The 12971-nt window shown below is 63.4% G+C and carries 12 protein-coding genes; 4 read left to right on the top strand and 8 right to left on the bottom strand.

Annotated elements, in window-relative coordinates; all coding sequences use genetic code 11:
* Positions 1–30 precede the first annotated feature (30 nt).
* The 8 genes from NKL06_RS15030 to speB all read right to left on the bottom strand — a co-directional run bounded on the left by NKL06_RS15030 (position 31) and on the right by speB (position 7200).
* On the bottom strand, positions 31–834 hold the full coding sequence (locus tag NKL06_RS15030; protein WP_023693105.1) for an ABC transporter permease: 804 nt from the start codon (positions 832–834) through the stop codon (positions 31–33).
* Complete coding sequence (locus NKL06_RS15025) at positions 831–1685, bottom strand: ABC transporter permease (protein ID WP_023693106.1); 855 nt, start codon at positions 1683–1685, stop codon at positions 831–833. The genes NKL06_RS15030 and NKL06_RS15025 overlap by 4 nt, the downstream gene beginning before the upstream one ends.
* Positions 1682–2719 (bottom strand): ABC transporter ATP-binding protein, encoded by a 1038-nt coding sequence (locus NKL06_RS15020; RefSeq protein ID WP_023693107.1) that lies wholly within the window; start codon positions 2717–2719, stop codon positions 1682–1684. Before NKL06_RS15020 ends, NKL06_RS15025 begins: the two co-directional genes overlap by 4 nt.
* 77 nt (positions 2720–2796) lie before the next feature.
* Positions 2797–3885: an ABC transporter substrate-binding protein gene (locus tag NKL06_RS15015; protein WP_023671275.1), complete on the bottom strand. Its 1089-nt coding sequence runs from the start codon at positions 3883–3885 to the stop codon at positions 2797–2799.
* Between the two features lie 68 nt (positions 3886–3953).
* Positions 3954–4601, bottom strand: a complete 648-nt coding sequence (locus NKL06_RS15010; RefSeq protein ID WP_023683572.1) for an amino acid ABC transporter permease — start codon at positions 4599–4601, stop codon at positions 3954–3956.
* The gene (locus NKL06_RS15005; RefSeq protein ID WP_023683571.1) at positions 4598–5254 is read right to left on the bottom strand and encodes an amino acid ABC transporter permease; all 657 of its coding nucleotides are present in this window, start codon (positions 5252–5254) and stop codon (positions 4598–4600) included. The genes NKL06_RS15010 and NKL06_RS15005 overlap by 4 nt, the downstream gene beginning before the upstream one ends.
* Before the next feature lie 6 nt (positions 5255–5260).
* On the bottom strand, positions 5261–6055 hold the full coding sequence (locus tag NKL06_RS15000; RefSeq protein WP_023693108.1) for a transporter substrate-binding domain-containing protein: 795 nt from the start codon (positions 6053–6055) through the stop codon (positions 5261–5263).
* Between the two features lie 83 nt (positions 6056–6138).
* Entirely contained in the window at positions 6139–7200 is a 1062-nt protein-coding gene (speB, locus tag NKL06_RS14995) for an agmatinase (protein WP_023683569.1), read from the bottom strand.
* A 212-nt stretch (positions 7201–7412) separates the two neighbouring features.
* Between speB and gcvA the strand changes: the two genes are divergently transcribed.
* The 4 genes from gcvA to NKL06_RS14975 all read left to right on the top strand — a co-directional run bounded on the left by gcvA (position 7413) and on the right by NKL06_RS14975 (position 12946).
* On the top strand, positions 7413–8381 hold the full coding sequence (gene gcvA / locus NKL06_RS14990; protein WP_023671280.1) for a transcriptional regulator GcvA: 969 nt from the start codon (positions 7413–7415) through the stop codon (positions 8379–8381).
* 169 nt (positions 8382–8550) lie between these two features.
* Positions 8551–9855: a nicotinate phosphoribosyltransferase gene (gene pncB / locus NKL06_RS14985; RefSeq protein WP_023683568.1), complete on the top strand. Its 1305-nt coding sequence runs from the start codon at positions 8551–8553 to the stop codon at positions 9853–9855.
* A 191-nt stretch (positions 9856–10046) separates the two neighbouring features.
* On the top strand, positions 10047–11489 hold the full coding sequence (locus tag NKL06_RS14980; protein ID WP_023693109.1) for a hypothetical protein: 1443 nt from the start codon (positions 10047–10049) through the stop codon (positions 11487–11489).
* A gap of 152 nt (positions 11490–11641) precedes the next feature.
* Positions 11642–12946, top strand: a complete 1305-nt coding sequence (locus NKL06_RS14975) for an ABC transporter substrate-binding protein (protein WP_023693110.1) — start codon at positions 11642–11644, stop codon at positions 12944–12946.
* Positions 12947–12971 lie beyond the last annotated feature (25 nt).

The raw sequence follows: 12971 nt of genomic DNA, 5'->3' as shown, positions 1-12971 counted from the left end.
ATCAAGGGGTGCTGTTACAAATGATTGCGCTCAGCTCCCGTCCGACGACATCGCGCCGAGCAGCCTGCGTATATCGCCAAATCGCGCGATCGAGCCGAACACCAGTGCCGCCACCGCGACGAAGAACACCGACACCGAAGCCATGGTCGGCGTGTAGCCATAGCGCAGCGCGTTGAAGATCTTGATGGGCAGCGTCTCGGTGGTGAAGCCGATCGTCATGTAGGCGACGATGTATTCGTTGAGCGACAAGACGAAGGCGAAGGCGTAGCCCGAGACGAGGTAGGGCAGGATCAGCGGCAGCACCACGGTCTTCAGCACTGTGCGGTCGTTGGCGCCCATGGTGGCGGCGGCCTCGACCAGCGAGCGGTCGATCGAGGCAAAGCCGAGCGACAGCGTCACCAGCGGCAGCGTCACGAAGAAAATGGCGTGGCTGATGATGGCGGTGAAGAACTGGCCGAACAGCCCGACCGTCGCCCAGAAGGAGAGGAAGCCGAGCGCGGTGATGACCGGCGGCAGGATGAAGGGGGCAAGCCCCAGCACCTGGAAGATGTTTGCCCAGGGCGCGATGCGCCGCCACAGGAACCAAGCCAGCGGCAGCGCCACCGCCACGGCAATCGCCGCCGAGCAGACGGCCAGCGTCACCGAATGGATCAGCGCCAGCCGCCATTCCGGATCGGTGAAGATCTGGGCGTACCAGGCGAGCGAGAAGCCGACCGGCGGGAAGCTGAGCTCCTGGCGCGAATTGACCGACACGCCGGCGACGACGATCAGCGGCGCCGCCAGGAACAGGGCGACGATGGTGAAGTAGACACGGCGCAGCAAGGTCGCGGTCATAGGGCGTTCTCCCTTCGTCCGACGAGCAGCGTCAATCCGACCAGCGCCAGCGAGATCAGCACCAGGAACACCGCCATTGCGGCCGCGAACGGCATGTTGGACTGGTAGATCGCCTGGTCGGTGATCAGCACCGACAGCGTCCAGTGTTGCGGCCGTCCTAGAATCTGCGGCAAAAGATACGAGCCGAGGGCGAACACGAAAACCATGATCAGCGTCGCCACGATGGTGTTTCTGAGCGCAGGCGCGACGACGTTGAAGAAGGCGCGGATCGGCGAGGCGCCGAGCGTGCGCGCTGCCTCGAGCAATGTCGGATCGAGGCGCACGAGGGCGGGGTACAGCACCAGGATCGTATAGGGCAGCGCCTGGTAGACCATGCCGGTCAGCACCGCGCCAAAGGTCGGCAGCAGCGCCACCGGCTTGTCCATCAGCCCGATCGCCACGAACAGATTGGTGATGCCGGCGGTGCGCGAAAACAGCGTCGACCAGGCAAAGCCGATAATGACTTCCGACAGCGACAGCACCGACAGGAGGCCGACCAGCCACAGCGTCTGCACGCGGCGCGGCCGACGGGTCAAAAGGTAGGTGAAGGGGAATGCGATGGCGACGCAGCAGACGGCGACTAGCACCGCCAGCATCAGCGAAAAGCCGAGCACGCCGCCGAAGAACACCGACAGGAAGCGGGCGTAATTGTCGAACACGAAGTCCGGCGTGTAAAAACCGGACGGGTTGCGCTTGAAGAAGCTCACCGCGATCATCGTCGAGAACGGCACGACGAAGAAGACGATCAGCATCAGCGCCGGAAAGAACAGCGGCGTGTAGTCGGCTACAGACTTCGGGGCTTCGCGTCTCATGCGCCGAGCACCACGCAGCTTGCCGGCGGCAGTGTGACGCCGACCTTGGCGCCGACCGGCACGTCATGCCGCTCGCGCGGCGTCGTCACCGCAATGATGCTGGTGCCGCCGACGTCGACGAAGGTCTCGATGGTGCCGCCGAGATCGCGCACGAAACTCACCTCGCCGGTAATGGCCGAGCCGCCGGGGCTGCCGAGATGCACGTCCTCCGGGCGGACCGAAACAGACGCTTTGGTCTGACCCGCCGGCATGGAAAGACCTGGAATGGCTGTGCCCAGAATGGTGGTACGCCCGGTGCTGTCGATCTCGGCCGGCAGCAGATTGGTGATGCCGATGAAGTCGGCGACGAAGGCGTCGGCCGGCTTGCGGTAGATCTCGATCGGCGGCGCCGCCTGCAGGATTCTGCCGTGGCCCATGACGACGACCAGGTCGGCCATGGTCATGGCTTCGCGCTGGTCGTGGGTGACGACGATGGTGGTGATGCCCAACCGCTGCTGCAACTGGCGCAGTTCCACCTGCATGGCCTCGCGCAATTTGGCGTCGAGCGCCGACAGCGGTTCGTCGAGCAGGAACAGCTTTGGTGACAGCGCCAGTGCCCGGGCGATCGCCACGCGCTGGCGCTGGCCGCCCGACAGTTTGGCCACCGGACGGTCGGCAAAGCCGGTCAGATGGATCAGGCCCAGCAACTCGTCGACCCGCTTCTTCTGCTCCTCCTTCGAGGCGCCGCGAATGCGCAGCGCATAGGCGATGTTGTCGCCGACGGAGAGATGCGGAAACAGCGCCAGCGACTGGAACACCATGCCGAGATTGCGCTTGTGCGTCGGCAAAGGCGTGATGTCCTCGCCGTCGAGCACGATGGCGCCGCTGGTCGGCTCCTCCAGTCCGGCAATCATGCGCAGCAGCGTGGTCTTGCCGCAGCCCGACGGGCCGAGCAGACACACGAACGTGCCATGCGGCACGTTGAGCTGGACATTGTCGACGGCGGCGAAGTTGCCGAATTTTTTGGTGACGGCGTTGATGTCTAGTCCGGACATGCTCATCCCTTGGAGGGTTTGCTAAGGGGCCGCCGGACTATGCCGGCGGCCGCTGTGGTTCAGACGGATCGAACGGCTCAGCCGACGATCAGCTCGGTCCACTTCTGGTTGATCCAGTCGGCCTTCGATGTATAGAGGTCGTAGCGCGGGATGATCGGATCGATATCCGACGACACCGCGGCGAACTCTTCCGGCTTGAGGTCGAGCACCTCCTTCTTCAGCGTAGGCGTGGTGCCGACCTTGCGCGACATCAGACCCTGCATCGACGGCTGGCTCATATAGTCGATGAATGCATGCGCCTCGTCGACCTTGGTCGAGGCGCGCGACAGCACCCAATTGCCGGAATCCTGGATGCCGCCTTCCTTCGGGAAGGTCGAGCGGACATGGAAGCCGTCGGCGACCGCGAGGCCGGTGACGTCGTGATAATACTGGCCCATCGGGATCTCGCCCGACTTCAGCGCCTGCTCGAACTGCGCCTCGTCGCGATACCACAGCCGGACATTCGGCTTGAGCTCGGCGAGCTTTTCGAATGCCTTGTTCAGTCCGTCCTCGGTGTCGAGCGCATTGGTGCCGCCCATGAAGGTCTTTGCCGTCACTTCGAGCAGGAACGAGTTCGAGGCAAGTGCCAGAAGGCCAAGCTTGTCCTCATTGGCCTTGTCCCACAGCGTCTCCCATGAGGTCGGCGCATCCTTGTAGACGTCGGTGTTGGAGACCAGCGTGATCCACCAGGCGACGGCGCCGATGCCGGCGACCCGGCCATCCGGATATTTGTTGACGAAGCGCGGCAAGAGGTCGTTGTAGTGCTTGAACTTCGACGTATCGAGCGGCGTCCATAATTCGGTCGACTGGCCCTTCAGCGTCGAGGTCTGCGACATCATCGAAAGGTCGGCCGGCGCCTGGCCTGCCTTGGACGCCTGTTCGAGCTGCACCAGCCAGGCTTCGCCGGTCGGCTCGGCGACCGATTCCACTGCAATGCCGGTGGCCTTGGTAAAATCGGGGAAGACGTGCTCGTCAAAGGATTTCTTGAAATAGCCGCCATAGACGCCGACCTTCAGCGACTTGTCCTGCGCGCGCAGGATCGACGGCATGGCGAGCACGCCGGCTGTAGCGAGGCCCGCACCAAGCACGCCGCGCCGTGTCAGGGATTTTCCAATCAGTCTGTTCATCTGGTTTCTCCTCAGTTGATGCCGTTCTATTCCGGCAGGTTCCCTTCACGCACTGTCGCCGCCTGGCGTCAGTGGGCCGCCGCTCGTTGTTCGAGCGTACGGGCGTATTGCGTCAGTGGAAAGCACATGACGAAGAAGATCAGCGCCACCAGCCCGTAGACCTTGAACGGTTCGAAGGTGGCGTTGTTGATGGCGTTGGAGGTTCTGACCAGCTCCTCGAAGCCGATGATCGAGGTCAGCGCCGTCGATTTGATCAACTGCACCAGGAAGCCGACGATCGGCGCCCTAGTGATCGAGAACGCCTGCGGCAGGATGATCAGCCTGAGCTCCTGCAGACGGTGCAGGCCTAGGCTGGCACCGGCGTCCCACTGCCCGCGCGGCAGCGCATCGACGCCGCTGCGCCAGATCTCGGCCAGATAGGCGCTGGCGAAGAAGGTCAGGCCGAGCACCGCTGCCGTCCATGGTTCGATGCGCAGGCCGAGCATCGGCAGGCCGAAGAACATCAGGAACAGCTGCATCAACAGCGGCGTTCCCTGGAACAGGGCGATGTAGCCGGAAGCGATGCGCCGGCTCCATTTATTCTCTGCGATCCTGAAGAACAGCACGATCAGCCCGACCAGCGCGCCGCCGACAAAGGCCGCCAGCGACAACAGCACCGTCCAGCGGGCGGCGAGCAGCAGATTGCGAACGATGTCCCAGAAGGTGAATTCGATCATGTGACACCTGCCCCCAACACGCGGCGCCCGCCTGTGACCAGCAGCCGGCGCAAGGCCATGGACAGGACGAGGTAGACCAGGGTCACGACGAAATAGGTTTCGAAGGACCGGAAGGTGCGGGCTTGCAGCATGTCGGCCTCATAGGTCAGCTCGCGCACGGCGATCTGCGACACCACGGCCGATTCCAGCATCATGATGACGATCTGGCTGGTCAGCGCCGGATAGATCACCTTGAGCGCCTGCGGCAGCACGATCTTGACAAACACCTGGCGTGGCCGAAGCCCGAGTGCCAAGGCGGCTTCCGTCTGTCCGCCGGGCACGGCATCGAGACCGGCGCCGACGATTTCAATCGTGTAGGCCGCCATGTTGAGCGTCATTGCCAGCATGGCGGCCAGGATCGGATCGAGCCTTATGCCGAGGCTGGGCAGGCCGAAGAAGATGAAGAACAGCTGCACCAGGAACGGCGTGTTGCGCATCACCTCGACATAGACCGCGATGGCGCGCTTCACGAATACCGGGCCGTTGCGCCGGCCGGCAGCGCCCAGGATGCTGAGCAGCGTGCCCACGAGCGTGGTCACGACGATCAACAGGATCGTCGTGGCCGCGCCGCGCGCGATGTCGCCCACAGCACCTGGGAGCCAGGCAAAGGCCACGAGAACTCAATCCTTGAGGTTGTCGGGATTGAGCGGCGTCTTCAGCCAGGCCTTCGAGCTCTCGTCGAGCTTGCCGTTGGCCAGCATCTTGGCAACCGCATCATTGACCGCCGTCTTCAGCCGGTCCTCTTTCTTGTTGAGGCCGATATGCGAAGGCGAGGTCAAAAGCTGGAACTTCTGCTCCGGCTTCAGCGCGTCCTGCTTGGCCAGCACCTGCGCGCCGACATCATTGCCGACCACCATCAGCTGGGTCTGGCCGGAGATGAAGGCCTGGATGACGGAATTGTAGTTGTCGAAGCGCTTGATGTCGGCCGATGACGGCGCCGCTTCGGTCAGCGACGTATCCTCCAGCGTGCCGCGATTGACGGCGATCGACTTGTCGGCGAGATCTTCCTTGCCTTTGATCGAAAGCGCTGCTGGACCGATGACGGCGATGTAGTAGGGCGCATAGGCGGCGGCGAAATCGATCACCTCCTCGCGCTCCTTGGAATAGCCGACGCTCATCAGGATATCGACGCGCTTGTCGGTGAGATACGGGATGCGGTTCTGGCCGGTGACGCTGACCAGATTGAGCTTCACCTTGAGTGAATCGGCGATCGCCTGCGCGACGTCGACGTCGTAACCCTTGATGCTCATATCGGCGCTGGCCGAGGAGAAGGGCGGAAAGTCGGAGAAGATGCCGACATTGATGGCGCCGGCCTTGGTGATGTCGTCGACGGCATCGGCATGGGCCTGGGAGGCGAAGCCGAGGCCGGCGAGCATCAGCGCGGCGGCGATGGTTGATTTCATATGGATTGTCATTGGTATTCCCCTTCTGGAAGCTTGTTTGTTTTGGAAACGGCCGCCGGCTCCAGCGCGGCGGCCGCCTTTGCATGTGAAATCCGTCAGGCCCCCTTGCCGGTGATCGCCGGGCTGAACACCATCAGGCTCAGGATCTCGAACAGGACCTGGGCGCCGACATGGGCGGTGTTGGTGGTCGCGTCATATTGCGGCGCCACCTCGACGACGTCGCCGCCGACGATGTTGAGGCCTTTCAAGCCGCGCAGCAGTTCGAGCACTTCGCGCGTCGTCAGGCCGCCTATTTCCGGCGTGCCGGTGCCTGGCGCGAAGGCCGGATCGACACTGTCGACGTCGAAGGAAATGTAGGTCGGGCCGTCGCCGACGATTTTGCGCGCCTTCTCGATGATGGCGGGGATGCCGAGACCCGTCACCTCTTCGGCATGCACGACCGTCATGCCGGATTCGTAGGTGAACTCCCACAGATACTCCGCCGAGCCGCGGATGCCGATCTGGATGGTGCGGGTGGGGTCGAGCACGCCGTCCAGCACCGCGTTGCGGAACGGTCCGCCATGATGGAACTTGGTCATGTCGAACAACCCGCTTGTGTCGCAATGGGCGTCGATATGGATCATGCCGACCGGCGCCTTTTTGCCGACCGCCTTCAGGATCGGATGGCTGATCGAATGGTCACCGCCGACCGAGAGCGGCAGCACGCCGGCATCGACGATCTGGTTGGTGCGGCGCTCGATGTCTTCGTGGCTGACCTCCAGCCGGTAGCGGCTGCGGAACGGCGTATCGCCGATGTCGGCGACGCGCAGCTCATGCGTCGGCGCGCATTCCAGCACATGATTGTAAGGGCCGATGCGCTCGATGGCGCGCAGCGCCCTGGGTCCAAAGCGCGAGCCGGGCCGGTTGGTGACGCCGAGATCCATCGGCACGCCGATGATCGCCACCTGCAAATCGCCGAAATCCGGATTGTCGGCAGCGATTTCACGGTAGGGCGCGGCGAGGAAGGTGGGGATGCCGGCATAGGGCGCCAGCCTTGTGCCGCTCTTGGAGAAGATCTTGTCGGCGACCTTGCGGAACTTCGGGTCGAACATCTCGCCGCCATGGCTCTCGCCATACTTGCGGCGCAAGGCTTCCAGCTTGCCTCTGTCATAACCCATGTCGGTCTCCTCCTGCGGGCTGATGCATGCGACCGTGGCGACATCTGCGAACTGACCATCATCCGGCCGGGTCGCTGTCCCGCTGGCTGCCTGTAGATTTCACGTCATTGATGCTGTTGACCTGCCAAAGTGTCCGGCAGCCGCATTGAAAAATCAATTGATATTGTTACGGTGCTGATTGTGAGAAAATCTCACAGAGTATCCGGTTGCTCATGGCCAAGCGTCTGCCCCCCTTGAATCCCTTGCGCGCCTTCGAGGCGACGGCGCGGCATGCCTCGCTGACCAAGGCGGCGAGTGAGCTCAACGTCACCCACGGCGCAATCAGCCACCAGATCAAGGCGCTCGAGCAATCGCTCGGCGTAAAACTGTTCGAACGCACCGGACAGCGGGTAAAGCTCACCCCGCACGGCGCCGAATTGCTGCCGGCGGTCTCGACCGCCTTCGACGGCATCGCCGCCGCCACCCAGCGCATGACCAGGCCAGCCAGCGCCGGTACGCTGTCGGTCTCCTGCGTGCCGGCGCTGCTGCTTCTGTGGATGACGCCGCGGCTCGGCAGCTTCATGGCGCAATATCCTGATATCAGGTTGACGCTGATCCCGTCCAACGACCCCAAGGACATCCGCGCCCCACAGGTCGATGTCTGCGTGCTCTATGGCGACGGCAGCTGGACCGATTGCTGGATGCGCAAATGGTCGGGCCTCGAACTGTTCCCGGTGGTCAGCCCGACGCTGATCAACAACCGGCCGCTCCGCATCTGCCGGGATCTTGCTGGCCATGTCATCCTGCATGGCGATGATGGCCGCGAATGGCACACCTGGCTGGCCGCCGCCGATGGGCTCGACCTCGAACGTGGCCGCCGCCACCATCTCGGCGACGCCCGCACCGCGATCGAAGCCGCGGTGCACGGCCACGGCGTCGCGCTCGGCGATTCCGTCACCGCCAGCATGCTGCTCGCCAGGGGCCTGCTGGTGGCGCCGTTCAGCCTGTCGGTGCCGGCGGTCGACGATTTCTACGTCGTTTGCCGCAACGAGATGCGTTCGGCGCCGATCGTGCAATTGTTCGTCGACTGGCTGTTTGCCGAAAAGGAACAAGCCGACAGCCGCGCCGACGCGCCGGTGGCCGGCCGCATCGGCAGCCGCCGGAAGCGTCCGGCGCTGCGGGTGGTGGGCGCCAAGAGTTGAGGCTGGACCGGAGCGACTGCTTTTTGTCGGGCCAGCCCGGAAAGCGGGAGGCGCTTTCAAAAATTCAATGCTAATAAGCTCTTGCCAGGCAATTCCAGGAAAAATGTGCGGCGGTTTCCCGTCCGGAATTGGGTAAGACGGACGTGAGCAGCGAAGGCGACGGCAGGACATGGCAAGAACTGATATAGCGCGGCGCGTCTACAACCACACCTGGAAGCTGGACCCGATCGTCCGCAGCCTGCTCGACACCGATTTCTACAAGCTTCTGATGCTGCAGATGATCTGGGGCATGTACCCCAAGGTCGACGCCACCTTTTCGCTGATCAACCGCACCACCTCGGTGCGCCTGGCCGACGATATCGACGAAGGCGAACTGCGCGACCAGCTCGACCATGCCCGCACGCTGCGCTTCTCCAAGAAGGAGATGATCTGGCTCGGCGGTAACAATTTCTATGGCCGCAAGCAGATCTTCGAGCCGGAATTCCTCGCCTGGCTGGAAGGTTTTCGGCTGCCCGACTACGAGCTCTCCAAGCGCGACGGACAGTACGAGCTCTCCTTCAGTGGCCCCTGGATGTACACCACGCTGTGGGAAATTCCGGCGCTGGCGATCATCAATGAGCTTCGTTCCCGCGCGGCCATGCGCGCCTTCGGTCCCTTCGCGCTTGACGTGCTCTATGCACGCGCCAAGGGGAAGATGTGGGCCAAGACCGAACGCTTGAAGGCGCTGCCTGGCATCCGCATCTCCGATTTCGGCACCCGCCGCCGCCATTCCTTCCTGTGGCAGCGCTGGTGCGTCGAGGCGCTCAAGGAAGGCATTGGCGAAGCCTTCACCGGCACCTCCAACGTGCTGCTGGCCATGGACAACGACCTCGAAGCGCTCGGCACCAATGCGCATGAGCTGCCGATGGTTTTTGCCGCCCTTGCCAAGTCGGAAAAGGAATTGAAGGAATCGCCCTACAAGGTGCTGCAGGACTGGCAGCGCTATTACGGCGGCAACCTGCTGATCGTGCTGCCCGACGCTTTCGGCACCGCATCCTTCCTGCGCGACGCCCCGGACTGGGTCGCCGACTGGACCGGCTTCCGCCCCGACAGCGCGCCGCCGATCGAAGGCGGCGAAAAAATCATCGACTGGTGGCGCGAGAAGGGCAAGGACCCCAGGCAGAAGCTGCTGATCTTCTCCGACGGTCTCGAGGTCGAAACCATCGAGGAGACCTACAGGCACTTCAAGGGCAAGGTGCGCATGTCCTTCGGCTGGGGCACCAACCTCACCAACGATTTCGAAGGCTGCGCGCCGACCGAAACCAACAGCCTCGATGCGATATCGCTTGTCTGCAAGGTGACGGAGGCCAATGGCAGGCCGGCGGTGAAGCTGTCGGACAATCCGGCGAAAGCGACGGGCGACAAGAAGGAGATCGAGCGCTATCTCCGGATTTTTGGGGCGAAGGACCGCGTGGAGCAGCTGGTCAAGGTTTGAGGGTCGGCGGGTGCCTTGCTGGACGAAATGGAAATCGCGATAGCGTGAGTTCCCGCCCACCCCCCTCTGTCCTGCCGGACATCTCCCCCGCAAGGGGGGAGATTACCCCGTCATCTCCGCCTTCGCTAATCTCCGACGTTGCAAAGGAAGCGCCGGCAGGGCAACTGCCAATCTCCCCCCTTGAGGGGGAGATGTCCGGCAGGACAGAGGGGGGCGTCGTAGAGCGCGGCTGTCACCGGCCAACCCTTATCACCACCACCCTCACACTCCTCCCCACCCCTGCCTTCGCCCACGCCTCCGACCGCGGCCACGTCCTCCTCCTCCCGACCGGCTACTACATCGCCGGCGGCGCGCTTGCCGTCGCGGTAAGCTTCCTCGTCCTCGCCCTGCTGCCACCCGCAACCCTCGACCGCTTCTGGCGCCGCCGCCTGCCGCTCTTCCCATTCGCCGACACCGCCCGCACAATCATCAGCCTCATCTCCTTTGCCGGCTTCGCAACCCTCATCGCCGCCGGCCTGTTCGGCAGCCGCGACCCGCTCTCCAATCCGCTGCCCCTGATCATCTGGACGCTGCTCTGGGTCGGCCTTGCCATCGCCCAAGGCCTGTTCGGCGATCTCTGGTCGTGGCTGAATCCATGGTATGGCCCGTGGCGGATCGTAAGCCGCCTGTTCAAGCTTCGTGGCGGTGAGGGACAGAAATCGCGTTTGCCTTCATGGCTCGGCCGCTGGCCGGCCGTTATCCTGTTCTTCGCCTTCGCCTGGTTCGAGCTGATCGACCCGGCGCCCGACGATCCGGCGCGGCTGGCCTATGCCGCCGGCCTCTACTGGTTGCTTACCTTCATCGCCATGCTCGCCTTCGGCTACCGCAATTGGAGCCGGCGCGGCGAATTCCTGACGATCTTTTTCGCCATGGTGGCTCGTTTCGCCATCGTCGAGCGCGATGAACACGGTCGCCTCGCTCTCTGCTGGCCGGGCTCAAAACTGCTCGGCGCAGCGCCCCTGCCGGCAAGCGGTATGGCCGTCCTGCTGCTCAGCCTGTCATCGGTGTCCTTCGACGGCCTGTCGAAAACCTTCTTCTGGCTCGGCCTGTTCGGCATCAACCCGCTGGAATATCCCGGCCGCACGGCGCTCATCGGCATAAGCAGCTTTGGCCTCGTGCTGACCTTCGTCCTGCTCGCGGCGGCATTCCTGCTGGTCGTCATACTCGGCCAGCGCCTTGCCGGCAGCCGACATTCCCACGGCGAGGCCGCCGGGCTGCTGGTCTGGTCGATCGTACCGATCGCGCTCGCCTATCATGTCGCGCACTATCTGACGGCGCTGCTGGTCGACGGCCAGTATGCGATTGCCGCTTTGTCCGACCCGTTCGCGCTGGGATGGAACCTGTTCGGCGCCGCCGACATGCAGATCGAGGCCGGCATCGTCGCCGGGGCCCACTCCGCCTGGTGGCTGTGGAACCTGCAGGCCGGCATCATCATCGCCGGGCACATGCTGGCGGTGCTCGTTGCCCATGGATTGGCCTGGCGACTGCACCAGGTGCCATCGCGCACCGCCCTCAGCCAGTTGCCGCTCACCATGCTGATGATTGCCTACACGATCTTCGGCCTGTGGTTGCTTGCCACGCCGACGGCCGGATGAGACAAGCTGATCCACATGCCTTTGCGGAAAGCCCGCTTGCAAGCTCTGTGCTTTGGTGATTTAGTTTGTACACATGCAATTTCTGCCCCTCCTGCAAGGGAGTGGCCTTGCCTCGTTACAGACAGTCAAAACTCAAAAACAGGGGAACTGCCGTGACTGACAAGAATGGGTTTTTCGATCTCTCCAAATCCACCCTTAGCCGCCGCACCGCGCTGAAAGGTCTCGCCGCCGGCGCCGGGCTGACGCTCGCGCCCGGCTTCGTCCGCTACAGCCAGGCGCAGAGTTCGGCGCCAATCAAGATCGGCTTCCAGTCGCACCGCACCGGCATCGGCGCCGCCTATGGCCGCTGGTATGAAAAGACCAGTGCCGCCGCGGTCAAGGCGATCAACGACGTCGGCGGCATCAATGGCCGACCTGTCGAACTGGTGATCGAGGATGACGGCACCGATCCCGGCCGTGGCGCCGAGGTGGTCGGCAAGTTCGCCACCCAGCACAAGACCGACATCGTCTTCGGCACGCTGTTCTCGCATGTGGTGATCGGCTCGGCGCCGGCCGCCGGCGAAAACAAGATCCCGTATTTCGTCGTCAGCGAAGGCCACCACGTCGCTTCGACCAAGCTCAACCGCTACGTCTTCCAGCCTGGCATCACCGATGTGAAGAGCCAGATCCAGTCGATGGCGCCGTGGATCGCGGCCAATGCCGGCAAGAAGGTGACGCAGATCTTCCCGGATTTCGCCTTCGGCTACGACCATCGCGACTACCTGCCGCCGGCGCTGAAGGCGCAAGGCGCCGAGGTCATCGCCCAGATCGCCATCCCGCCGACAGAGTCGTCTTTCACGAAATACTTCCCGCAGATACCCGCCGAGACCGAAGTCATCTACCACGTGATGGTCGGCCCGGCCGTGCTCACCTTCGTCAAGGAACTCGGCGAGTTCTACGGCTCCAACCGGCCGCAACTGTTCGGCTTCATCGATTCGCTCGAAGCCACCGACATCAACAGCCCCGGCCTCGAATTTTTGGACGGCAGCCATTTCTGGGAAGGTTCGCCGCGCTATGCGCAGGCCAATGACTCGGCCGCCCAGAAAGCCTACCGCGCCGCTGTCGGCATCGACGACAATGGGGCTGCCGTCGGCGACCCCAAGGACGTCTCCACCGCCGCCCACATGTTCGGCTGCTGGGAGACGCTCTATGTCGTTAAGAAGGCGATGGAAGATGCCGGCTACAAGGGCCCGGAAGACCGCGCCAAGCTGGTCGAGGCGACCGAGGCTCTGACTGAATTCGCCGAAGGCCCGGAGCATCCGCAAGGCCCCAAGACCTTCAACGGCAAGATCCACCAATGTTTTGGCATCCAGAACATCTCCAAGGTCGAAGGCGGCAAGATGAAGGTCGTCCACAAGACCAAGATCGAGGACGGGCTTTACGAGGCCGAAGGGGATTATACGACGCAGGCGCTGTGAGGCGCCTTACCCTCCCCCTTGTGGG

The organism is Mesorhizobium sp. C268A (assembly GCF_040324475.1).
Classification (GTDB): domain Bacteria; phylum Pseudomonadota; class Alphaproteobacteria; order Rhizobiales; family Rhizobiaceae; genus Mesorhizobium.
The sequence above is the reverse complement of the archived record's forward strand: the minus strand, read 5'-3'. Positions and strand labels throughout refer to the sequence as shown.

Coding starts and splice junctions, on each gene's coding strand:
- NKL06_RS15000 (WP_023693108.1), bottom strand. CDS start 6,055: ATGACAATCCATATGAAATCAACCATCGCCGCCGCGCTGATGCTCGCC.
- NKL06_RS15015 (WP_023671275.1), bottom strand. CDS start 3,885: ATGAACAGACTGATTGGAAAATCCCTGACACGGCGCGGCGTGCTTGGT.
- NKL06_RS15010 (WP_023683572.1), bottom strand. CDS start 4,601: ATGATCGAATTCACCTTCTGGGACATCGTTCGCAATCTGCTGCTCGCC.
- NKL06_RS15025 (WP_023693106.1), bottom strand. CDS start 1,685: ATGAGACGCGAAGCCCCGAAGTCTGTAGCCGACTACACGCCGCTGTTC.
- pncB (WP_023683568.1), top strand. CDS start 8,551: ATGGCAAGAACTGATATAGCGCGGCGCGTCTACAACCACACCTGGAAG.
- NKL06_RS15030 (WP_023693105.1), bottom strand. CDS start 834: ATGACCGCGACCTTGCTGCGCCGTGTCTACTTCACCATCGTCGCCCTG.
- NKL06_RS15020 (WP_023693107.1), bottom strand. CDS start 2,719: ATGTCCGGACTAGACATCAACGCCGTCACCAAAAAATTCGGCAACTTC.
- NKL06_RS14980 (WP_023693109.1), top strand. CDS start 10,047: ATGTCCGGCAGGACAGAGGGGGGCGTCGTAGAGCGCGGCTGTCACCGG.
- gcvA (WP_023671280.1), top strand. CDS start 7,413: ATGGCCAAGCGTCTGCCCCCCTTGAATCCCTTGCGCGCCTTCGAGGCG.
- speB (WP_023683569.1), bottom strand. CDS start 7,200: ATGGGTTATGACAGAGGCAAGCTGGAAGCCTTGCGCCGCAAGTATGGC.